Source organism: Lachnoclostridium sp. An169, assembly GCF_002160525.1.
GTDB lineage: Bacteria > Bacillota > Clostridia > Lachnospirales > Lachnospiraceae > Mediterraneibacter > Mediterraneibacter cottocaccae.
This window is the reverse complement of sequence record NZ_NFKT01000018.1, coordinates 19,245-42,520: the sequence shown is the minus strand read 5'-3', so window position 1 is coordinate 42,520 and position 23,276 is coordinate 19,245. Positions and strand designations below refer to the sequence as shown.

General features: G+C 49.2%; 16 protein-coding genes. 1 reads left to right on the top strand and 15 read right to left on the bottom strand.

Annotated features, from left to right (window positions below):
• Positions 1 to 164: 164 nt before the first annotated feature.
• Complete coding sequence (locus B5F07_RS13140) at positions 165 to 1,649, bottom strand: carbon starvation CstA family protein (RefSeq protein ID WP_087161740.1); 1,485 nt, start codon at positions 1,647 to 1,649, stop codon at positions 165 to 167.
• Positions 1,650 to 1,982: 333 nt separating this feature from the next.
• Between B5F07_RS13140 and B5F07_RS13135 the strand changes: the two genes are divergently transcribed.
• Positions 1,983 to 2,678: a 3'-5' exonuclease gene (locus tag B5F07_RS13135; RefSeq protein WP_087161739.1), complete on the top strand. Its 696-nt coding sequence runs from the start codon at positions 1,983 to 1,985 to the stop codon at positions 2,676 to 2,678.
• Between the two features lie 476 nt (positions 2,679 to 3,154).
• On the opposite strand, the gene B5F07_RS13130 is transcribed toward B5F07_RS13135, so the two are convergent.
• The 14 genes from B5F07_RS13130 to B5F07_RS13065 form a co-directional block, all read right to left on the bottom strand.
• Entirely contained in the window at positions 3,155 to 5,593 is a 2,439-nt protein-coding gene (locus B5F07_RS13130; RefSeq protein ID WP_087161738.1) for a C39 family peptidase, read from the bottom strand.
• Positions 5,594 to 5,623: 30 nt separating this feature from the next.
• The gene (locus tag B5F07_RS13125; RefSeq protein WP_087161737.1) at positions 5,624 to 6,898 is read right to left on the bottom strand and encodes a class I SAM-dependent methyltransferase; all 1,275 of its coding nucleotides are present in this window, start codon (positions 6,896 to 6,898) and stop codon (positions 5,624 to 5,626) included.
• Between the two features lie 97 nt (positions 6,899 to 6,995).
• Positions 6,996 to 7,523, bottom strand: a complete 528-nt coding sequence (locus B5F07_RS13120) for a transcription repressor NadR (protein ID WP_087161783.1) — start codon at positions 7,521 to 7,523, stop codon at positions 6,996 to 6,998.
• A 145-nt stretch (positions 7,524 to 7,668) separates the two neighbouring features.
• Positions 7,669 to 8,523, bottom strand: a complete 855-nt coding sequence (gene nadC / locus B5F07_RS13115) for a carboxylating nicotinate-nucleotide diphosphorylase (RefSeq protein ID WP_087161736.1) — start codon at positions 8,521 to 8,523, stop codon at positions 7,669 to 7,671.
• Positions 8,520 to 9,854, bottom strand: coding sequence for an L-aspartate oxidase (locus B5F07_RS13110; RefSeq protein WP_087161782.1), 1,335 nt, complete (start codon positions 9,852 to 9,854; stop codon positions 8,520 to 8,522). The genes nadC and B5F07_RS13110 overlap by 4 nt, the downstream gene beginning before the upstream one ends.
• A gap of 36 nt (positions 9,855 to 9,890) precedes the next feature.
• The gene (nadA, locus tag B5F07_RS13105; protein WP_087161735.1) at positions 9,891 to 10,796 is read right to left on the bottom strand and encodes a quinolinate synthase NadA; all 906 of its coding nucleotides are present in this window, start codon (positions 10,794 to 10,796) and stop codon (positions 9,891 to 9,893) included.
• Positions 10,797 to 10,965: 169 nt separating this feature from the next.
• Positions 10,966 to 12,648, bottom strand: coding sequence for an AAA family ATPase (locus B5F07_RS13100; protein WP_087161734.1), 1,683 nt, complete (start codon positions 12,646 to 12,648; stop codon positions 10,966 to 10,968).
• Positions 12,649 to 12,712: 64 nt separating this feature from the next.
• Positions 12,713 to 14,050: an AAA family ATPase gene (locus B5F07_RS13095; RefSeq protein ID WP_087161733.1), complete on the bottom strand. Its 1,338-nt coding sequence runs from the start codon at positions 14,048 to 14,050 to the stop codon at positions 12,713 to 12,715.
• A 211-nt stretch (positions 14,051 to 14,261) separates the two neighbouring features.
• The gene (locus B5F07_RS13090; protein ID WP_087161732.1) at positions 14,262 to 15,821 is read right to left on the bottom strand and encodes an MFS transporter; all 1,560 of its coding nucleotides are present in this window, start codon (positions 15,819 to 15,821) and stop codon (positions 14,262 to 14,264) included.
• A gap of 2 nt (positions 15,822 to 15,823) precedes the next feature.
• On the bottom strand, positions 15,824 to 18,814 hold the full coding sequence (locus B5F07_RS13085) for a glycoside hydrolase family 3 protein (RefSeq protein ID WP_087161731.1): 2,991 nt from the start codon (positions 18,812 to 18,814) through the stop codon (positions 15,824 to 15,826).
• Between the two features lie 157 nt (positions 18,815 to 18,971).
• On the bottom strand, positions 18,972 to 20,909 hold the full coding sequence (locus tag B5F07_RS13080) for a glycoside hydrolase family 2 protein (RefSeq protein ID WP_242972527.1): 1,938 nt from the start codon (positions 20,907 to 20,909) through the stop codon (positions 18,972 to 18,974).
• A gap of 23 nt (positions 20,910 to 20,932) precedes the next feature.
• Complete coding sequence (locus B5F07_RS13075; protein ID WP_087161730.1) at positions 20,933 to 21,166, bottom strand: hypothetical protein; 234 nt, start codon at positions 21,164 to 21,166, stop codon at positions 20,933 to 20,935.
• 15 nt (positions 21,167 to 21,181) lie between these two features.
• A complete protein-coding gene (locus B5F07_RS13070; protein ID WP_087161780.1) occupies positions 21,182 to 22,453 on the bottom strand; it encodes an ATP-binding protein in 1,272 nt (423 codons plus the stop codon).
• Between the two features lie 120 nt (positions 22,454 to 22,573).
• Positions 22,574 to 23,275, bottom strand: coding sequence for a LytR/AlgR family response regulator transcription factor (locus B5F07_RS13065; protein WP_087161729.1), 702 nt, complete (start codon positions 23,273 to 23,275; stop codon positions 22,574 to 22,576).
• Between the last annotated feature and the right edge of the window lies 1 nt (position 23,276).

The following is a 23,276-nucleotide window of genomic DNA, read 5'->3' as shown; positions in this document are numbered from 1 at the left end:
CCCGCATCCGGATCGCGCAGCGCGCAAAACTTTACAGGATTGCTCCGTTTCCGCTTCATTATATGGCAAATTCCCGGAAAAATCAATCTTCAAAAAAACTGCGGGCAGCTCTCACAGAAAAGAGTTGCCCGCTCCATGATATTTTATGACAGAATTTCTGGTTTTTACTTTTTGTCCTTTTTGTTCGCTTTCATTTTCGCGCGCATTCTTCCATACCAGAGAATTGCAGCCACGTAAGCGACAGCGAGAACCGCACCGAGCACATAAGCCACCGGCCACGGTACGTTAAAGCCGATCTTTGCGTTGATGATGTATGTCATGGTCACAAATGTGTACCATGCGCCCGGAATCAGCGGCATCCACACATATTTTCCGCGTCCCGTCTCAAACATCCATACGGAGATTGCAAGGAATGCGAACAGGGACAGGGTCTGGTTTGACCATGCGAAATATCTCCAGAGAACGTTGAATCCGTCACTGTTGAGTTTCGCAAATACAAGGATCACAATGACAAGTGCAAAGATAACCGCCGCAAGGGCAAGACGTTTCCTTATCTTTGTCTGATCCAGATGGAATGCATCGGCAATGGTCATACGAAGCGCACGGAGCGCTGTATCTCCGGATGTAATCGGAAGTACGATAACTCCTGCGATGGCAATAATACCGCCCACCGGTCCGAGGATGTTCTTGCAGACAACACCGATCGTCGCTGTTGCGAGGTTGGCATCTGCAGCCTGAAGTCCCAGGTTGTAAACACCCATGGCGCCTGCTGCCCATACCATGGCGATGAATCCTTCCAGAACCATCATGTTATAGAATGTCGTGCGTCCTTCCTTCTCGCTCTTCATCGTACGGGAGATAATCGCCGTCTGTGTGGAGTGGAATCCGGAAAGGATACCGCATGCCACCGTGATGAAGAAGATCGGGACAAAGTGGTTTGCGCTGAAATAATCACCGTATGCAACCAGTCCGCCGTTCCAGTCATCCCAGAGCTCTGTCAGCGGATAACCGTGAACAAAGAGTCCGATGAACACGCCGACTGCGGAGAACAGAAGGATTGCTCCGAAGATCGGGTAGATCCGTCCGATGATCTTATCGATAGGGAATACAGTCGCGATCAGATAGTATACAAAGATCACGCCGTAGATCACCCATGTGGATACGGATGTAGCCTTGCCGTCAAAACCAAATACCTGTGTCGCTGCAATGTCTCCCGGTGTGTAGATGAACACCGCACCTACAAGGAGAAGCAGAACACTGCAGAAAATCTGGTAGAATGTGTAAATACCTCTGTTGCTGTACTTGCGGATCATATCCGGCATCTGCGTACCGCCGTCGCGCAGGCAGATCATTCCTGAAAAATAATCGTGCATAGCGCCGCCGATAATGTTTCCGATGGGGATCGTGATAAACGCGATCGGTCCGAAAAGGATACCCTGGATCGGTCCGAGGATCGGGCCTGTTCCTGCGATATTCAGCAGGTTGATCAGGCTGTTTTTCCATTTCTTCATAGGTACATAATCTACGCCGTCCTGTTTTGTGTAGGCGGGGGTTTTCCTGTCGTCAGGGCCAAAGACATGCTCACAGAATTTTCCGTAGAGCGCCGCTCCGCCAATAAGGATGACGAGACCGATAATAAATGTTATCATTTGATTTACCCTCCTTTTCCTTTCTGAGGAAATACTTTAACACAGTAAATTAGTATAACAATAAAGCATTTGATTGTAAATGATCTATTTTTATACTTTTTTTATTTTCTTTATATTTTAATTATAATTGGATGTTAAAATCACTACATTTTTTCTGTAAAATGTACTATAATGACATGCAGAATTTGCATAATATCCGCAAATTTGCAATAAAGGATTTTTCACGGGGTAAATAGCAACCCGAGAGGATTTTTCACGGCTCCAGAAACCGTACAGACGAGGTTATACAGATAAAACTATAAAAAGAAACGATACAAAAGAAAGGATACCGACATGCTGAAATCATATATCGCCTTTGACGTTGAAACAACCGGGCTCGATCCCCAGGAAAACGAAATCATCGAGATCGGCGCCCTGAAAGTAAGGGATGGGAAAGTGGCGGACCGCTTCATGGAATTTATCCATCCCCTAAGTCCCATTTCCACGTACATCACCGGTCTTACCGGAATCACCAACGACATGGTCGCTGACGCCCGCCCCAGGAAACAGGTGGTCTCGGATTTCATTGATTTCTGCGAGGATGACGTACTCATCGGCCACAACGTCTCCTTTGACTACAGTTTTATGAAATGCAGCGCCGCCAGGGACGGCATGGCATTTGAGAAACTGGGAATTGATACCCTGAAGATCGCCCAGAAAGTTCACAGTTCCCTGGACTCCAAAAGCCTGGGAAGCCTGTGCGAATACTATCATATCGAAAACAAATCCGCCCACCGCGCCTACCATGACGCCCTTGCCACCGCCAAGCTCTATCAGACACTCGCCCACTACTTTGAGGCAGAAGCCCCGGAGCTCTTCTCCCCGAAACAGCTTGTCTACCGGGTGAAGAGACCTCAGCCCGCCACGCCGAAGCAGATCTCCTTCCTCACCAACCTGATCCGCAAAAAAGGAGTCGAGATCCAGTGGGATCCCGAGACCATCACCCGGAGCGAAGCATCGCGCCTCATCGACGGGCTGCTGAAAAGTTAATCTTTGACATTAGAAAACTGCTGTGTCAGATGAGATTTTTCGACTATGGGAGGGTCCCGGTCCAAGCGGACAGGATATTGCTCACCGCTTAGGGCTGCGCTGCGCTTGCATGCGCTGTTCGCAACACCTGTCCGCTTGAACCGGGAAAACCAGTCGGAAGGATTTTTTCTCCGAGGGGCAGTTTTACAATGTAAAAAACACAATTTTTCAGAGAGAAGTATAACGCAGGAGGGAGGAGACTCACCCCTCTTTTCAAAACTTCTTTCCGGAAAAATTGTGTTTTTTATACGGTATAATCTCCCGGCAGAAAGAGAACCTGCCGGCGGGAAGCCCGGGTATCCGACAGCAGGTGTTGCGAACAGCGAATTAGAGCGCAGCGTCCTGAGCAGTGAGCAATATCCTGCTGTCGGATACCCGGGCCCGCATCGTAGTCATTCTCTTTCTGGCGGGAGCTTATTCCTGTATCAAAGATTCATTTATCTGATATATCCTATGAAGGTATTCCCGCTTCCGCTGACCATTCCCTCCATCTCGCTCTGGCTGACGGTTGTCTTTGTCCCGGTATCCGGGTCGATATAGGTGATATCCGTCCTGGTGTAGCCGGTCAGCAGAATCGCGTGGTCCGCACTGGTCAGGGCAATCACCGGGCATCCTTTGTTGATCACATAGAGCACCTGTTCCAGGGTACATCCGGTCAGATCCACCTTCTGTGCATCGTACTGCTCCATGAATCTCTGGCATGCCGCCAGAGAAGTTTCATCCGCCGTTCTCTGGAAGGGCTCCACATCGATGGAGTACACCAGGTTCCGGTTGCCTCTCTCCCACACATATGCCTGGTTTGATGAGATCACTACACCGGAGATCTCATCTGCACGCTGAATTGCATAAGCTGCCCGGTCATAGATTCCATCCAGCTCGCCCATGCCGTAAACGTAATATTTCTCCGTCTCGCTTGTACCGCTCAGCGTAATCGTAAGCGGTTCTCCCGATACCAGCTGATTCGGGCGGAGAATACTCACATCCTCACTCTTAATTCCGCTGCCAAATGTAATCCGTACCTGCCTCTGCATCCGCTCCGTCGTATAGGTTCCCGATGTGACGGTAACTGTCTGACGCTCCACATTGTTTGTCACATACTCCTGGGAGGTGGAATTATATACACTTCCGTTTTTCACAGCCCGGTTGACTGTCACCATGTTTTCATTGATCAGAATATCCGTAATATATATCCCGCTGTCTGAAAACGAGTAGGATGCCACCGCCTTATTGTCCGAGCTGCGGATTTCCATTTCATACATGGGTGTAATCTCGCCGCCCGCCGCAGTCGTACCGGCATCGGCCGGATTGATTTTCCCGTAAATGAAATCGCTGTTCACAAAACCGAGAGGCCGTACCGCCTGACCGTCGGAAGCATTTACCTCGTAACTGTCGCCGCTCCTTAAATCCATCACCTGTATCTGGGTCGCGGTATACAGTCCTCCGTTCGTCTGATAAGCCATCAGGTGTCCGTCATCGGATACCGCATACTGCCCTTCCTCCAGATTTTCCGCCAGAACTGTCTGTTCTCCGGACTCCAGGTTCACCTGGTACAGCGTGCCAGCTGCCAGAACATAGAGCATTTCATGGCTCTGGTTATAGAACACCATCCTGCCGAGCTCATCTTCCGCAATAGCAAAGGATTTCGTACTCGGAATAAACGCCTTCTCCTGAATCGCATTTTTCTCCGCATCAAAATAGTAGATGCCGACGCCGACCTGCCCCTCATGAACGCCCCGGTTCATATATCCATACACCGCAAACGCCAGATCGCCGCTGTCTCCGACACTGATGATCCGAACATCGTGCTGGTCGTATCTGCTGCGCGCATCTCTTCCCTCACTGCTGCCGAAACTGAAAACCTGGGAGAGCACACCGGTCTCACTGTTAAACATCCAGAGATCCCGGTTCTGCACAAATGCGACGATCGTTTCATCTTTATTTGTGTCAAAGGGGACATCCGCCGAAGCAATCCCCAGATGGATACTTCCATTGGAAACGGCTTCATTTCCGTCAAATACCTGCTCCATATCCCGGTTGTAGTTCAGCAGATAGACCCGGTCCGTACCTACCCGCACACGGAAAAATTCCCTGATATCATAGGTTCTCGCCACTCCGTCATCGTCTGTACAGACCACCTGGTATTTTGCGAGGATTGACGTATACACATTATTGCATTCCTTGATGCTCCACTCCACATCTCCGATCACCTGCGGTTCCAGGCTGCCCCACTGGACATGAGTGATGTCCGAATGAATATTCACCGTCTGATAGGTTGTATTGTCGCTCTCGTCTCCCGGTTCCAGATAGCGTTCCAGCTCATCCGTGGCACTCTGTTCGAGGGCTTTGGTATGAAAATCCTGTGTAAACGCAAGAGCCTGCGCTGCCGGGATATCATCGGACCTTACTATCCTCGTATAATACCGGATCTCTTTGCCGTCCACAGTCAGCGTCACTTTCAGTACCGCTTCCTGTCCCGACTCGGTAAGTGAATTATTCAGTTCCAGCAGAACCGTCTCATCGGGCCCCGGGACATCCGCCTGATCCTCACTTACGGTTTCCTTTCCATCCAGGGAATACACCGCATAATTTACCGCATCGATGGTATTCCCATCCTCCTCGATTTCCATGGTCAGGACGCCTGTACTCTCCAACGGTGTGATCGTATCACGCATGGCGGTGATCTCCATCTCGTCCACATATCCGAACAGCGTATTCACCTTTTTCCCGTTTACCTGAAAGGAAATACGCGGAAGAGACGGCGCCCCCATATCAACGATCTCATCATCTGTTCCGCTGTTTATCACAAAGCTGCTGATCACAAGCGCGGCTATGAAAACAGCCGCCAGAACCCCGATCTTAATGATCCATTTCTTCATTATAATCTGATCTCCCCTTTATTGCTGATTCTATATCTCCTGTTTCTGTGTGCCGGTATTCTCCTCTCCCACAGCATCCAGCAGCCTCCCGAGCGTCGGCTGCACCTGCAGGAATTCCTCGCATCTTCGTATTTCTCCGGCCGCGGTTTCGTTTCTCCTTCCCCTCTTCACCGCACGGAGCAGAATATTTTTCGGCGTATGCTCCATATCAATAAACTCAAGCACCTGTGTCTCATACCCTTCGCGCTCCAGATACTTTGCCCGCAGTCCGTCCGTCATAAGCGCCGCGAAACGCTCCCGCAGAAGGCCGTAGTCCATAACCGGCGCCAGGACCTGATTCCGCTGCGTCCCGGCTATGCCTGTCCTGCACGTTTCACCTGTTCTGCATTTTTCATCTGACCTGCACGATTTGTCCGATTCACTCCCCGTCTGTCCGAACTGACCATTCAGTTCATGCTGACAGCAGGGCACGGACAGGATCACCTTCGCATTCCATCCGATTGCCTTTGCCAGCGCGTAATCGGTGGCCGTGTCACAGGCGTGGAGCGTGACAACCATATCCACCTGGTTCACACCCTCATAATCGGCAATATCCCCTTCCAGAAATGTCAGTTTCTCATAGCCGTACTTCTTTCCCAGCTCGCTGCAGTGCCGGATCACATCTTTTTTCAGATCCAGCCCGATAATCCTTATATCATATTTTCTTAACTCGTGCAGAAAATAATACATTGCAAAAGTAAGATAAGACTTTCCACACCCGAAATCCAGGATCGTCAGTTCCCGGTCCCGGTCAAGCTGCGGCAGGACATCCTCAATAAACTCAAGGAAACGGTTGATCTGCCGGAATTTGTCCATCTTCGTCCGCACGATCTTTCCGTCCTGCGTCATCACACCCAGATCCTGCAGAAACGGGACCGGAGTCCCCTCCTCCAGAATATATCTCTTGCTTCTGTTGTGGGAAAGATCAGCCGCCGCAGACGCATTCTTTTTCTTTTTGCTGCGAATTGTAGCTTTCCCCTTTTTGCTGACAAGTACGTTCCATTCCTCATGTACGGTCTCTGCCTGCATCTGCCGGAAGTTCCCCAGATATTCCGCCAGTCTCTCCTTCGCCGCTTCCGCATCCAGATTCTCATGAAACGCCTGGGTTGACGTGAAAGACTCCAGTTGAAACAGAAGCTTTCCCTTCATTTCCACCGGGCGCACCTTTACCCGGATCACACCGTCCTTTGCTCTCGGTCCGCTGATCACCGCACGGATGAACTCCCGGTTCAGTATATGTTCAAATAATGTACGAATCTCTTCCATAATATATTGCCTCTACCTGATAAAAATTGCTTTTTCCACTATTGTTTCATTGTAAATCAAAACAAGTATGGATGCAACGAAAAAATCCCGCCCCGTATTACGGGCGGGATGAAACCGGTCTCTCCACCAGATACCCTTTTTCCTTAAGCATATTTTCAATCAGATTCAGGGTCTCCTCACTGTCAGCCTCCACAGTATGATAATGATATCCGGAAGTAATGTTTTTCAGAGGGCTGGACTTTCCGCTGCGGATCTCCTCCATAAATTCTGCAGCCTTTCTCCTTGACGTGACGTTAAGTTCTGCTTCCAGATGCCCGTAAACTTTGTGATTAACCATCACGTTTCTGACAATGCCGCCCAGATCCACGATGGAGTTCAGTTCATCTTCGAGCTGCTCATCCGTGTGCTTCACTTTGAAAACCCGGCTCACAACAGATGGCTCGTTGAGCACATACCCCCGGTTCGTAGACAGAACATTGTACCCGGAGGCCCGGATCAGAGCGATGTCCTGTACGATCACCTGACGGCTGACATCATACTCGGCTGCCAGTGCCTTTCCCGGCACCGGGGCTGCGCTGTGCCGGATCTGTTCTACAATTGCCTTTCTTCTGTCCGTTCCTGTCATCAATTCTCTTCCTTTCCCTGTTCTGTGTTCTGCATACTCATCCATATACATAGTCCCGTGCCCGGAACTGCCTCCCGCACCCGCGAATAATCCCCGCCTATCTGCATACGGAATCCCCGGCCGGACTGATAATACAGTTCTCAGCTTACTCTACAGCATGAAGGTTTTTCATGGAAATGTCAAGTATCGGAGCAGAATGCGTCAGCGCCCCGCTGGAAATATAGTCCACTCCAAGCTCTGTAAGCCGCCCGATGTTCTCCTTCGTCACATTGCCCGAGCACTCGGTCTGCGCCCTTCCGTCAATGATGCGGATAGCCTCGCGCATTTCATCTGTTGACATATTGTCCAGCATAATGATATCCGCCCCGGCTTCCACCGCCTCTTTCACCATATCGAGATTCTCCACTTCAATCTCAATCTTCCGCACAAACGGCGCATATTCCTTCGCCATCTTCACAGCTTTCGTTACGCTGCCTGCCGCCCCGATATGGTTGTCCTTGAGCAGCACACCGTCAGACAGATTATAACGGTGGTTGTATCCTCCGCCTACACGGACCGCATATTTTTCAAAAATCCGCATATTCGGCGTTGTCTTTCTCGTGTCGAGCAGCTTCGTCTTTGTTCCTGCCAGGAGCTGCGCTACAGAGTGGGTGTAAGTTGCGATTCCGCTCATTCTCTGCAGATAGTTCAGCGCCACCCGTTCGCCGGAGAGAAGCACCCGGATATCCCCGGTCACTTTTCCCATGAGCTGTCCTTTTTTCACCTCGTCGCCGTCCTTGCAGCAGAACTCCGCCTCCGTCTTCGGATCCAGAAGTTCAAAAACTCTGCGGTACACCTCAAGTCCCGCGATAATGCCGTCCTGCTTGCAGATCAGCTCCACTTCACCTTTTACCGCCTCTTTCATCACCGCATTGGTGCTCACATCTTCACTGGAAATGTCCTCTTTCAGCGCCTCCATAATCAGATGGTCCGCCTGAAGCTTCATTGTTATCTCGTTCATGCCCTTTTCCTCTCCTGTTTCATTTCCCGGTCTGATTCCCGACCGATTCCATAATCGTTTTTCTGATCCCGCTCCTCATATTCCGCCGCGATTTTCTTCGCCGCCCGCTTTGCGAACACAAGACTCTCAAGAAGCGAATTGCTCGCGAGCCGGTTGGCGCCGTGTACACCGTTACAGCTCGTCTCCCCTACGGCAAAAAGCTGCTCCATACTTGTCCTGCTGTCCGAGTCCACCCAGATCCCGCCCATGAAATAGTGCTGCGCCGGGACAACGGGAATTGGCTCTTTTGTCACATCATAGCCTTCTTCCAGACAGTGATGGTAAATATTCGGAAAATGCTTTAATATGGTCTCTTTGTCAATATTCTTCATGGACAGCCACACATGGTCTGTGCCGTCCTTTTCCATCTGCTCCTGAATGGCTTTCGTCACTACATCCCGGGGAAGAAGCTCGTTAACAAAACGGTTTCCGTTTTTATCCAGAAGGACCGCCCCCTCACCGCGCACAGACTCCGAGATCAGGAAACGGCGTCCCGGCTTCTTCGAGTACAGTGTCGTAGGGTGGATCTGCACATAGTCCAGGTGCTCCAGACGGATGCCGTGTCTCTTCGAGATATCCAGAGCGTCCCCTGTCAGATGCGGGAAATTTGTGGAATGGCGGTAGCACCCGCCGATTCCGCCACTTGCCAGGATCGTGTAATCCGCCCTGATCCGGATCGTTTTTCCCTCCGGATTCTCCGCCACGATTCCGCAGCACCGGCCGTTCTCTTCTATAATGTCCGTCATAGTAGTATATTCGTAAATGGACACATTTTCAAGCTTTTTTACCTGTGCCAGAAGCTTGCTTGTAATCTCTTTTCCCGTAATGTCCTCGTGGAAAAGAATTCTGGGCTTTGAATGGGCTCCCTCCCGGGTAAACGCATACTCTCCCAGAAGCGGGTCTCCCGTTTTTCTGTCTTTCTCATCATTTTCTCCCGCCGCATTCTCCCGTTTTTCAAATTCCACGCCATATCCGATCAGGTCATGGATAATCTCCCTGGAACTGCGGATCATGATGTCTACAGATTCCTTACGGTTCTCATAATGACCTGCTCTCATGGTGTCCTCAAAATAGCTGTCGTAATCGTCCTCGCCTCTTAACACACAGATTCCTCCCTGAGCCAGAAACGAATCACTGCTCTCCAGATCCGACTTTGTAATCATGATGATCTTCCTGTCTCCGGGCAGATTCAGCGCACTGAACAGCCCTCCCACTCCGGTTCCCACGATCACAACATCGGTGGCCAGATCTTTATTTAATACCTTCTTTTTTAATACCTTTTCCTTTTTCATCGTACTCTCCATTCTGCCACAGATCCGCGGCATAGCTTACCTCGCCAGTTCCAGCATTCTCTCAAGAGGTTTCCTCGATGCCTCGCAGATCTCCGCTTCCATGCGCACTGCATTCTCCCCGGTTTTCAGCACATGAAGGATTTTCTCCGGCGTGATCAGCTTCATGTCCCGGCATACCGGCTCTGTCTCCGGGAAATAGAACTTCTTATCCGGACAGCGCTTCTCCAACTCGTATCTGACTCCGTTTTCCGTACAGACAATAAATTCCTTTGCGCCGCTCTTTTCCGCGTAGCTGATAATCCCGGATGTACTGCCGATATAATCCGTCAGTTCCAGAAGCTCACGGGTACATTCCGGATGTGCAAGCACCTCCGCTGCCGGATGCATTTCTTTCGCCCTGCGCACTTCCTCCGCTTTCATCTTCTCGTGAACCGGGCAGAAACCTTCATTAAATATGAAATGTTTCTCCGGCACCTGGGACGCTGCAAACCGTGCCAGATTCCGGTCCGGGATAAAGAAAATGTTTCTGTTCGGCAGAGCCCGCACGATTTTCACGGCATTTGCCGAAGTTACACACACGTCGGAATACCGCTTCAGCTCTGCCGTCGAGTTGATGTAGCAGACAACCGCCAGGTCATCGTACTCATCCCGCATCTTTTCTATCGTTTCCGGGTCCGCCATGTGGGCCATGGCGCAGTCCGCACCGGCGTCCGGCATCAGCACGGTTTTTCCCGGACTCAGCACCTTCGCGCTCTCCCCCATAAAGGAAACGCCGCAGAACACGATCACCTCTGCGTCTGTCTCCGCCGCGATTTTGCTCAGATAGAAGGAGTCTCCTATGTAATCCGCCAGTTCCTGCACCTCGGGACTCACGTAATAGTGGGCCAGGATTATGGCGTTCTTCTCCCTTTTCAACTGTTTGATCTCTTCTCTGACTGTCATCTTTACACCTCTCCCGTAATCATCCTTTGCTTCCAAGTGTTCCCAGTATACCACTGTTGTTTACATGTGACAAGACAGATGAATTGACAAAAATTTGCCCCGGGATTGTTATTTTTTTGTCATTTTTCAGACAAATGCAAACTTTACCCCGGGGATCCTCTCTTAAATCTCAGCCTATCAGCACCGTTTTCCCTTCAAATGCAAAGCCATATTTCCGTATTTTTTCTGCCGGAATACCTCTGGCTGTCAGGCTTGTTTCGTATTTCTTCTCCTCAATCTGCTGCAGTGCATTCTCCACCGTCTCTTCTATCGTTTTCTCTTTCCTTGGGTTATGAACCTTAAATTCTATGATAATTGCGTCACCTGCCCGGGACGCCGGTTCCAGAACCACATCATATCTCCCGAATCCGCTCTCCCGGTTGGATGAGATACTGTATCTACCCCGCAGGTCTACCATCATCCCCAGAACAAAACCGTGATAGAAACGTTCCGGCTCTGTTTTGCCGGAAGTCCGCTTTCCAGTGTCGAAAAAGCTGAAAGTCTCAGATGCAACCTGATTCATATATTCATTCATTGCATCCAGATCTCCCACAAGCAGTGCTTTGATAAATTCATTGTATGCAGGTGTGTATCCCGCAAACCAGTCCTCTATCATATCCTCAAACATGAGACGTACCTCTTTATTTGTCAAAGCTAATCCGTACTCCGCTTTTCCTTTATCCGGATCGAGCTTATAATTTTCCACTTTCAGATAGCCACTGGCTAACAACAGGCTCCAGATTGCATTGCGTTTATATTCCAACTGACTGAAAACAATCTGTTCATCCAACTGAGTCCGCAGTACCTTTCCGTTCAGCAGGTCTTCCATGATCGTCTTTACTTCCGGACTTCCCTCACGGATCAGTTTCCCGACCATACTGTTGGAGCTTGTATTTGCCCAGTAAGTTGTAAGTTTTCCTGTGTCCAGATAGTTTAAAACGGACCATGGATTATAAATATCCCTGTGATTCCCGAATACAAATCCGTCATACCAGTCTTTTACCTCCTGTTTGTTTGAATATCCGTATTCATCCATGGCATCGAATACTTCCTCCTCCGTGAATCCAAACGCGACTGCGTATTCATCCGATGTTGTTTCAACTACTTTCAGATTATTCAGATCCGAAAAAATAGATTCTTTACTGACCCGGGTAATTCCAGTCATAATAGCACGTTCCAGCCAGGGATTCGTCTTAAAAGTAGAATTAAACAGATTTCTGGTAAATGCCGTCATCTCATCCCAGTATCCATCCACATAAGCCTCCTGCATGGGGGTATCATATTCATCCAGCAGGATTATCACCTTTTTCCCATAATACCTGAAGAGGAAATCCGACATTTTGTAGAGTGCGATCGTCGCCACCACCTCCGGCATATCAGCTGTGACCTCCTGAAAAAATCTTCTTTCCTCCACCGTCAACAGCCCGCTGTCAAGCAGGAAATAATTTTTGCTATATAAATCTGTGATCAACTGACATATTCTCGTTTTCATATCCGGATAGTTCTTCTCCTTCACATTGGCAAATGACAGACTGATTACCGGATACGTCCCCTGCAGCGCGCGGAATTCATCTTTTCGCCAGATGGATAAACCATCAAACAAATCGTCTCTTCCTGCATATTCCACAGAGAAGAACTCCTCCACCATGCTCATGGTCAGGGTTTTCCCAAACCGGCGGGGACGGGTGATCAGGGTAACGCTCGCCCCATTTTCCCACCACTCCCGTATAAAATCAGTTTTATCTATATAAAAATAATTTTTTTCTCTTATATCCGCAAACTCCTGGACGCCAATTCCAACCGTACGCGCCATTTTCACACCTCCCTGCTTCTTGCTGTGGCTTTAAATCAGTCCTACGCTCTCCATTTTGTTTTCGCTATACAGCCCTCACTCGCTCTCTCCCAACCGTATCATGCATTCCTTCCCGGAAAAATTCCCGGCGGTCCTCCGCTTCTATTTTATCTTCAAACCACGCCTTGACAGTATCGCTGAATACCGATTTAATTTCCTCGTTCGGAATCCGCAGAACCTTTTTGTCTCTTTCCATCTTCATACCATCCGGCAGGTCTTCCGGAAGGACCTGAGTCAGATATCCTGTCAGATAAAGGATGCTCCACAGATTTTCTTCAGAAGTATCAGCGATATCATATGTCAGATCTTCCCGGATTCTCACCTGAATAACACCGCCGGAAAGAAGTATCTCGAATTTGTCATTTACATTGATATCCGGCAATTCAATAAATCTGCGGATAATATTATTATGACTGGTATCAATCCAGTAGTTTTCCGGTTCCGCACCTGGATTCTGCATCAGCGCGCGTACATGATTGATCACATCCCATGGGCAGTAAATTTCTTTTTCCCCAAAGCGGTAACCGTCATACCATCTCTTTATTTTCGGCAATGCCTCCGGGAAACCGGAATCTTCCAAAAGCATCCTCACTTCCTCTTCCGTGAAGCCGAAGTAATTCTGATAATGAGTGTCTGATATTGAATTGGAGATAAAATTATTGGCTCCAGTAAAAATGCTCTCCTTTGCAATCCGCAGACATCCGCTTACTACTGCAAATTGCAAATACGGATTTGACTTCCATACCATTCCCAGAAATCTTTTGACAATATTGAGCATTTCTTCATAGTAATTGTAGTCTCCCGCCTTGGCAAGAGGAACGTCGTACTCATCCACAAGAATAATTACCTTTTTCCCATAATGTGTGTTCATCATACGTGTCAGCAAAAACAATGAACTCTGAACATCCGTTACATCCCCTGTCCTGCTTTTCAATCTGGAAAAACAGATTTTATCATCTTCATCCGTTTTGTCACTTTCTCCCAGATAGGAATGTTCAATGCATAAAGACGAGATAACAAATTTCAACAGCCCATAGGCATCTTCAAACCGATTTCCTTCCACATCCTTAAGCGTAAGAAAAAGCACCGGATACTGGTTCATCCACTGTCGGCAAAGTTCCTGATCTTCCGATATCTCAAGCCCATCAAAAAGCGCCCTGCTGTCTTTTCTGATATCAAAGAACTCTGCGAGCATACTCATAGTCAGTGTCTTGCCAAACCTTCTTGGTCTGGTAAGCAGATTTACAGAAAAGGCTTCGCCCAACAATTCCTTGATGAATCCTGTTTTATCAATATAATAGCAGTTGCTTGTTCGCACTGTCTCAAAATTATCAATACCATACGGCAGACTTATTCTGTTCATCCGGATCTGACCTCCTTTGTGGCTCTGCTTCTGCTCAAAGCATGAAATCGAGTCCCGTCATCTGATATAGGTTTATTTTATCATGGGGATACGGGTCCGGCAAGGTCAGCGTCCGGGATTTTCATGTATTATGATGTATTTGAAAAAGACGGAGGCGCATGAAAGATCAACCTCTCATGCGCCTCCGCGTTTTCTTCGTTATTCTATTTTCTCACCCTTGTCTGAATTCCTCGGGCACATCCTCAATCGTCTTCCACTTCTCAAGTGCCTCGCTGACACCCATTCCCTTATTGATTGCATCCTTTCTCACCGCATTGATGGCCTGGATCTCTTTCATCTTCGCACCAGTCAGCTTATAGCCGTGCATTGCAATCAAAGTGGCAATCCACGCAATCATAGGAACGACGCAGAACAGAATCACGACAAGCATGTGCATGCCGTCCGTATAGGGCGTCGTACCATCCGGCAGTTTAGACAGGCCGATTGCGGTAACTGCCAGACCGACCACCGTGGAGCCAAGGGAGCTCACCAGTTTGTCAACCAGAGAAAACAATGTTCCGATGATTCCCGGGATATACCGTCCGGACCGGAATGTCTCGTAATCTGAACAGTCCGCAACCATGGGGATCGGCATATCCGCCGTGGCGTAATACGCGCCGTATCCGATGCCAAAGAATAATATGTAAAGCACCGTATAGATATTGATATGGCGCAGGCTCAGATTCACAGACGCCGCGCCCTGCTGCCAGAACAGCAGAAGCACGAGAACTCCCACATACATGACAAGAGCGATCTTCGTATAAAATACAAGAGACGCTTTCTGTCCTTTCTTCTGCGAAGTGCGCACAGTCAGCAGGAAAAACGGCACAGAAAATACATATCCCACGATCATCATAGGCAGATACAGTCCGCCGTAATCCCCCATCATTGCCCCGTAGAGCATACTTAAGACCGTCATATTCGTGGCAATGGAAAACGCCAGCTTGCACCCTGCTCCCGCTACCATAAGGCGCTGAAGTTCTTTGTTTGCCCTGAGGATAGCGACATATTCTTTTACCTTGACTTTCTCTTTTCCGCTTCCTCCGCCGATGCCGAAATACTTCGGCTGATCTTTCTCTGCAATACCGATCACTGCAAGGATCGTCATAACTGCTGATACTACGATCGCCAGAGGGATCATAATGTTGAAGAACGTTTCGCTCGTATAATCTCCCCCTGTGATCAGCGGTGCCAAAAACTGTACAAGTCCCATTCCGATCAGGCTCGCCACTGTATTGAAGATCGTAAACAGCGGGCGCTGCTTCGGATCATTGGTAAGACAGGTCTGCCCGGAACGGGTGACGGATGTCTGGAACGTGTAGCCCACCATATACAGAATGTAAAAGAGTGTATAACATATGTACCGCAGCCACATTACATTTTCCGGAATCAGACGCAGACCGAAAAACATAATCAGCGATGCCACGATCATAATCCCGTTTCCCAGAACCATAAACGGACGGAATTTTCCCCACCGGGTAGATGTCCGGTCCATAATCGCCCCGATCACCGGATCGATAAACGCATCCAGCACCCGCATCAGCGTAACCATCGTTGTGGCAAACGCGAGCAGGAGTCCCAGAACACCGTTTGCATAGTAAGCGATAAAGTTCATGGTCAGGATATAATATACGTTCGTCGCCCCGTTATTCATGGGGAAAAGAACAAGCTGATAAATCTTAGCCCTGTTTACCGCATTCTGCGGCGCAGCTTTTGCTGCATCCTGTTTCATTCCTATTTCACCTCTGTTCCGGCTTTCTTACGCCGTACCGCACGTACAAGCATCACACCGCTTAACACTGTCAGAACTGCGAATACTGCGATTGCCGCATACAGTGCAGTCTGCCACCACGGCGTCACAGACTCAAGCCGGTCTGCCTCAGACAGGCCGTTCATTGCATTGCTGTTCACTACTGTATAAAGAATGTTGTGCATTGCCTCTCTCATTTCAGATACAATGAAGGCGTCATCTTCATACTCATATGCATTTGCCGTGTGAATGGTCGCGTCCGGGCTGTCCCAGATATCTGTTCCTGCAATCAGGCCGTCCGCAAGATCCATATACTTGCTGGATCCCGAATAATCGGTAATGCTCATTCCACGCATACCGAGCTCTCCGCGCAGATAATCTGTCTGAAGCGCTGTGTATTCGCCGCACCACTTGGTTCCCCAGCGGTTAAATCCGCTCATTGTACACCATGCGCCACCGTCGATAACAGCTTTGTCCGCCACTTCCAGATAAATCTCACGGGCTGTCTGCTCGTTCAGCCATGTATTCACACCTCTCCGGCTTGATTCCGAATCATTCAGCGCCACATGCTTCAGATATACATATACGCCCTTTGACTGGATTCCCTGTACCTCTGCTGCGCAGATTGTACCGGAGATAAACGGATCCTCTGAATAATATTCAAAGTTTCTTCCTGAATAAGCAGTACGATGCATATTGACACCCGGTCCGTACAGTCCCGAATATCCCATTGCAAGACAGTCTTCACCGATGCATCTTCCCACGTCGTTCAGCAGATCTGTATTAAATGTAGCTGCCATAATATCTTCCGAAGTATAGCACATTGCAGACTCACCGCCTGTCAGCGCCGCTGTCAGTCCCTGCGGACCGTTCTCATCCTTGGTAGCTGCCTTTCCGATTGACGGAATTGCCGCTGTATTATGGAAGCCGAGGGTGATTGTCTGAACCATTTCCTCAAAGGTAAGCTGATCCAGAAGTTCATCCCACATCTCGTCATCATAGTCCGCTCCGATCAGAGAAGCCAGGGTCAGTCCGTTGTCTGCCTCAAGAGTCGGCATCTCCGGCGCCTCATAGTCTTCCGGACTGTACTGTGTAAACTCAAGGGACTCCGCCATCGTCTCGTTTGCAGTCAGAACTGCCGGCGATGTCGGGAAAGTTCCCTCCCAGTCTGTACGTGACAGCCATGTAACTTCGCCCGGAGCATCGCTGCTCTTGTTCGGGTCCGCCTCGTCAAAAAGATTTGTAATCTCGGCTCCGGTAGCTTCGGAAGTCGAGAAAACAGTCGTATCAAGTTCCGGATTGTTCCATCTGTAGGTCATATCCGCGCTGCCTTCCGCATCCATAGCGGATGAATTCTCCGGTGAATAACCTTTCGCCGCAAGAATGTTATTTACAGCTTCATGCGCTCCGTCGGCAACTGTGAAATAGTAGTCGCCTGCATCCAGAATGTAGGTCTGCGCATTGTTGGAATCATATGTACGAAGCTCTGTCAGATCCACATGAATCGTAACCGTCTCTGATGCTCCCGGCGCAAGACTCTCCGTCTTGTCAAAACCGCACAGCTCGACAGATGCCTTTTCGATTCCGTTCGCCCTGTCATAGTCTGTGTAAGGAGACTGGAAATATACCTGAACCGTTTTCTTTCCCGAATATGTATCTCCGGTATTTGTCACTGTCACAGTAACATCGAAGCCATCTTCGGACTCTGTCACCTGGAAATCGCTGTAAGAAAAGTCTGTGTAGCTTATTCCGTAACCGAACGGGTACGCGACAGTTGTGTTATAGTCGTAGTCCCCCGCATTTCCGGTTCCCATAACAGCATCTTCATAGCGTGTCTCATAATAACGGTATCCGAGATAGATGCCTTCCTGATATGTGGAATACATTCCCTGAACATCCGGGCCGTCCGTAAGAAGCTCATAATCTTCCGCATTCGCGTAAGCCTGGGAATAGAAATTATACATTGCAGGATTCGTCATATTGTCATAACAGAACGTGTCCACAATACTTCCGGACGGGCTGACCTCGCCTGCCAGCAGGCTTGCGACGCCGTTAATTCCGGTCTGTCCCACATCGCCGATCCACATACAGGCGTCAACGCCATAGTCCACTCCGCAGATCTCCCGGCTGAGAAAATCAAGTTCAATCGCATTGGAAGAATTCAGCAGTACAATAATACTGTCAAAAACACCTTCATCCTTCAGTTCTTTGAGTCCTGCCATCATATCCAGTTCTTCCTGGGAAAGCTCAAGATAGTTTCCGCTTCCCTCGGATCCTGAAATATAATCCGCATCCGTACCGTTATTTCCGCTCGGGAGATCAGCTCCCTCGCCGCCGGAACGGGACAGGACAACGATTGCCGCATCACCGTACTCTGCAAAGCTGTCGGATGCTGCCGTTTCCACTTCACTCCACGGCACCTCGTTCACCGCATACTGTGTGTTTGCTTCCAGTGTATCGGAAATCGCATCCGGGGTAACTCTGCTGTAATTCTCCATAATCTCATCGGATGAATAGAAGTCCCAGAGCGTCCCGTTTACTTCGATTCCGTTATCTGTAAGCGCATCCTGCAGAGACGGGGCATTTGCCGTATCAACAGATCCCGAACCTGTGCCGCCGTACATAAGATCAACGGAACCGTGTGCGAAAAGGCTGACCTTTGCCCCTTCCGCCAGAGGCAGCGCTTCGTTATCATTTTTCAGCAGCGCTGCGCCTTCCTCTTCCAGAGTGGCGCACAGTTCCTCCTCGTAAGCCTGTCTTTCTTCATCTGAAGAAAAATCACTCTTGAAATACTCTGTATCTGTATCGGATTCTCCTTCTACGATCCGGTAGGTAGATACATTCAGTGCCACGTTAATGGTTGTCGCATACTGAAAGGCTATGGTTGTACCGATGATTACGGCAATCAGCAGAACAGCCGATATTCCTGTCAGAATCCCCCATTTTCCAACACCGGGCTTTTTCTTTTTCTCCATACAGTTATCCTCCTGGTATTTGATACTTTGCCGCTCCTGCCATTCCCATAAATGTCAGAACGGACTTTTTATAGCATCCCGCCGTATGGACAGCAGGATAGCATCTTATTAAGTCTGCCCTCTGCTCCTCTAAAAACAGGAGGAGCTGCCCCCTGGTTTACACCCAGTTTGCGCTCTTCCCCTTCTTTTTCGGCAGCTGATATGCCGGATCCGGTGCAGCCACTTTTCTGACTGTCATGGTATCGCTGTACTCTCCCGACACCACACGGATCTCGTTCTCTGCTTCCAGCTTTACCCGGAACTCAAATACTTTTTCTCCTGTCTTTTTCTCCAGCAGTCTGCCGTTCTGATACAGCTCGATCTCCCTGCAGTTGCTGTAAACTTTTATTGTAGTTTCACTTTCTGCTCTGTTCACATAACGTTTTCCGCACAGATGCACGAAAGGCTCATCGCTCCAGTATGCCTTATAAATATAGAAGCTGTCCTTTTTTATCTTTCTGTCAAATGTCACAAGTCCTTTGTGGTTCATTCCCGGCTCGCCGCCCTGGTCCCGGGCATCCGCCGCGAAATCGAACATATTCCACACATGCGTGCTCCACATATAGGGATGTCTCTCAAAGCATTTCAGCATAAATTCGTGGTAAATGCACTGGTATTCCTCTGTGTGGTCCCCACGGTGCGGAGTGGAAGAATGCAGGTTCGGCATTCCCTCACATCCATATTCGGAGAAGCCCAGGCACCGGTTCGGATATACTTTATGGAAGAAACTGATCCACCAGTCGTTCAGGAAAAGGCCCGGTACATACCATCCCAGATACAGATTCCAGCTGACCAGGTCGGTCACATGCGCGACCGGGTTAAACGGTCCGCACATTGCATAACATGCCAGGGTGGTCGGTCTTCCGGGATCCATACTGTGGCACAGATCGTTCAACTCTCTGTGGTTCTCCATCATGTCCTTTTTATCCTTTGTGGAGATCGTGATCTCGTTGGAGATTCCCCATGTAACGATGCTCGGGTGATTGTAATTCTGCACGATCAGCTCTTTCATCTGGCTTATCGTGTTCTCTCTTCCGTTCGGCATATGCTCGGAAATATACGGGATCTCAGCCCACACAATCATACCGTACCGGTCGCACAGGTCGTAAAAATACTGATCATGCTGATAATGCGCCAACCGGATTGTATTCGCCCCGATCTCCCGGATCATCTCCATGTCTTCCTCGTGCTGTCTCTCAGTCAGGGCATTTCCTATTCCTTTTCTGTCCTGATGTCTGGAAACTCCGTGAAGCGGATACGGGCGTCCGTTCAGGAAGAAGCCTTTCTTCGGATCCACGGAAAAGGTTCTCACGCCAAAGGGCACGCTGACTTCATCCACTGCCGCCCCGTCTTTGAGAAGCCGCACAAGTGCCGTATACATATAAGGATCTTTCACGCCGTCCCAGAGATGTACATTCGTGATTACCGCTTCTGCATCTGCTCCTTCCGACTCAGCAGCCGTTCTCCCACAGGCATCGAGTATCGTCACTTTTATGCGGGCGTCCGGAACTTTACAGCAGCTCTCCACCCGTACAACCGCGTCCTTCCCTTTTACCCGGGGAGTAATCCTGACGCCTTCACCGCCGTAGTAGTCCAGGTCGAAATGATCTTTCGGCACAATCCGCAGATAAACATCGCGGTAGATTCCCCCATAAAAAGTAAAATCTGCTTTCTGCGGATAAACCCGGTCATTCACACTGTTATCCACAGCTACGCGTATTTCATTTTCTTTCTCAAGAAACTCTGTAATATCTTTTCGGAATGTTGAGTAACCACCGTCATGGTGCATAACCTTCTGTCCGTTAAGCTCCACGTCCGCCGTTGCATTGACTCCGCGGAACTCCAGATAGACCACTTCCCTCTCCCGGTCAAACTCCGGCTCTGCAAACTCTGTCCGGTAATGACAGGTTCCCCTGTAATAGTCGTTTCCGCCGTCCTGACCGTCTTTCGCATTCCAGGTGTGCGGCAGATTAACCGCTTCCTCCCGTCCTGACGGTCCGGTAAACCTCCACCCCTGATTCAGTTTGATGCTTTTTCTCAATTCTTTTTTCTCCATAACAGCCGCTCCATATATATTTTTTATATCTGTACCAGTAATATTTTTTGTTTAATCTTCTGTTTTTCATATTCGTAAAGCTCATTATATCGTCTGTTTTGCACAAATACAATATACTTTGAATAAGTGGTCGTTCCTGTTGAATAAGTGGTTCCGCAGAATGCCTCTCCAACAGCAAAATCCCGCAGAATGCCACGCTTTCCAACATGAGCATCTCTGCGGGATCTGCCATTTTCCCGTTTATATTTATCATTCAAAATCAAACCGCTTCATCACAGCGCCGTACTTTCCTCCTTCTGCGGCACCATAATCTTCAGATAAAAACATCCGTCTTTCACTTCCGATCTGAGATATCCGCCGTACTTCTCCACCGTATGCCTCATACTCTTCATCCCGAATCCGTGGTATCCGTTTTTTGCCTTTGTCGTCAGCGGAAGCCCGTCCTCGAATTTCATCTCGTTTTCCACAGGGTTCACAATCTGCACCGCAATCAGCTTCTGTCTCTCATAAATCATAATGTCAATCACCCGCTTTTCCTTCCGACCGATCTTCCTCACCGCTTCGATGGCATTGTCAATCGCATTTCCGAAAAGCGTATACAGATCTACCGGATTCATAAAAGACAGCAGCGCTCCGTCAGCAACGCAGTTAATGTGAATTCCGCTGTTCTCACAGAGCAGGCTCTTTTCGGTAAGAATCGTATCCAGTATTTCATTTCCCGTCCTCACAATTGCATTGTAGATCTGTACGGAATTTTCAACTTCCTGCAGGTATTTCTCCCGCTCATCAGCATCCTTTATCGTTCGCATGGCGCTGACCTGGTGCTTCAGATCGTGGCATTTGTGATTGATCAGATCAATCGTCTCCCTGGATATCCGGTACTGTTCTTTCTGCTGATGCCAGAGCAGATGAATCATATCCAGTTCCTTCCTCATACTGCTCTTCTTAAACAGAGTATTCTGCAGATACAGAATCGTCACGCAGTAAATCTGCAGCATCACACTCACCGGCGGAATTGTCATCCCCAGATTTGCAAGCAATCCCACGGTTGCCGCCATCGCGCACAGCACCCATGCAGAGATCATCTGTCTCGGTCCGATGGTATAATGTCCCTTTTCCGGCATCCAGCGGGCGCCCGTAAATCCAATGACCGTGTATCCCAGGACGAAGACAATCCCCTGCAGCACAAATCCCGCTTTTCCGCCCACCATCCATCCGAACTCCAGGAACAGCAGATTCGTGACAAATCCCCATACACCACAGTACCACATCTCGAATCCCCGCACCTTCACGCATACCCGGAACACTGCTGAAGCAGACGCATAGCTGACAAGAATCAGAAGAATTTCCGCCCGGATTTCCTCCTGAAGAATTCCGTCTGAAACAAAATACAGGAGAGACATGACCGGGATCAGCACTGCCGAAGCACAGACCCGCAGCGCAAAATGCTGTTTTCGCTCCAGAGGCAGCAGAAAAACCAGGCAGGCTCCCCACAGTCCTGCCCCATAAAGAATACATTGCTGAATCTCTGCCGGATTTTCCATGACTCCACCTCTTTTCTCCGATATTTCCCGTGTCAGGTATTCTTTCCGCATCAGATATTTCCCGTATCTGCTCTTCCTTTTCGCGTCCGACATTTATTTATAAATGTCACTTCCACAGAATCAGCTTCCCAGGAAATCTGTCACCGCCGCAAGAAAGGCATTGCGGTTTCTCCGACTGATTTCCAGTTCATCCCCGGCAACCACAGCCACATTCTTGCGGATCTCAGTTACATATCTCAGGTTTACCAGATAGCACTGGTTGCATTTGACAAAATGGCACTCTTCCAGTTCCCGCTGAACGTCTTTCAGAGCGCCGCGCACGGAAAAGACCCCGTCCTCCGTATGGTAGACCAGCATCCGGTTCTGCGTTTCTACATAGAAGATCTTCCGGCTGTCAATCCATTTCGTCCCGTCCGGCAGACTGATGGTGAGCCGTTTTCCTTCCCGGTTCTTTACCCGTCCCGCCGCTCTGGTAAAGCGCATGGAAAAAGTCTCATAACTGACCGGTTTCAGGATGAAGTCAAGGGCATCCACTTCATATCCTTTTATGGCGTACTGCGCCATGTTCGTGATAAAAACCATGACCACATCCCGGTCCGTCTCCCGGATCTTCTCCGCCGCTTCCATTCCGCTCAGCCCCGGCATCTCGATATCAAACAGAAGGATATCATAATCCGGCGTATAGTTTTCCACAATCTCTCTGCCGTCAGCAAATTCATCGGTCCTAATCTCCATCTGATGCTCTCCGGCATAACGTCCGATCATATCCCGCAGAAGATTTCTGCTCTTCTCATCATCCTCTACTACAGCAACCCGAAGCATA

Excerpts from the sequence above, each read along its gene's own strand:
- B5F07_RS13085 (WP_087161731.1), bottom strand. The coding sequence starts at position 18,814 with ATGGAGAAAAAGAAAAAGCCCGGTGTTGGAAAATGGGGGATTCTGACA.
- B5F07_RS13095 (WP_087161733.1), bottom strand. The coding sequence starts at position 14,050 with ATGAACAGAATAAGTCTGCCGTATGGTATTGATAATTTTGAGACAGTG.
- B5F07_RS13130 (WP_087161738.1), bottom strand. The coding sequence starts at position 5,593 with ATGAAGAAATGGATCATTAAGATCGGGGTTCTGGCGGCTGTTTTCATA.
- B5F07_RS13100 (WP_087161734.1), bottom strand. The coding sequence starts at position 12,648 with ATGGCGCGTACGGTTGGAATTGGCGTCCAGGAGTTTGCGGATATAAGA.
- B5F07_RS13125 (WP_087161737.1), bottom strand. The coding sequence starts at position 6,898 with ATGGAAGAGATTCGTACATTATTTGAACATATACTGAACCGGGAGTTC.
- nadC (WP_087161736.1), bottom strand. The coding sequence starts at position 8,523 with ATGAACGAGATAACAATGAAGCTTCAGGCGGACCATCTGATTATGGAG.
- B5F07_RS13090 (WP_087161732.1), bottom strand. The coding sequence starts at position 15,821 with ATGAAACAGGATGCAGCAAAAGCTGCGCCGCAGAATGCGGTAAACAGG.
- B5F07_RS13110 (WP_087161782.1), bottom strand. The coding sequence starts at position 9,854 with ATGAAAAAGGAAAAGGTATTAAAAAAGAAGGTATTAAATAAAGATCTG.
- B5F07_RS13140 (WP_087161740.1), bottom strand. The coding sequence starts at position 1,649 with ATGATAACATTTATTATCGGTCTCGTCATCCTTATTGGCGGAGCGGCG.
- B5F07_RS13065 (WP_087161729.1), bottom strand. The coding sequence starts at position 23,275 with ATGCTTCGGGTTGCTGTAGTAGAGGATGATGAGAAGAGCAGAAATCTT.
- B5F07_RS13080 (WP_242972527.1), bottom strand. The coding sequence starts at position 20,909 with ATGGAGAAAAAAGAATTGAGAAAAAGCATCAAACTGAATCAGGGGTGG.
- B5F07_RS13120 (WP_087161783.1), bottom strand. The coding sequence starts at position 7,523 with ATGACAGGAACGGACAGAAGAAAGGCAATTGTAGAACAGATCCGGCAC.
- nadA (WP_087161735.1), bottom strand. The coding sequence starts at position 10,796 with ATGACAGTCAGAGAAGAGATCAAACAGTTGAAAAGGGAGAAGAACGCC.
- B5F07_RS13135 (WP_087161739.1), top strand. The coding sequence starts at position 1,983 with ATGCTGAAATCATATATCGCCTTTGACGTTGAAACAACCGGGCTCGAT.
- B5F07_RS13070 (WP_087161780.1), bottom strand. The coding sequence starts at position 22,453 with ATGGAAAATCCGGCAGAGATTCAGCAATGTATTCTTTATGGGGCAGGA.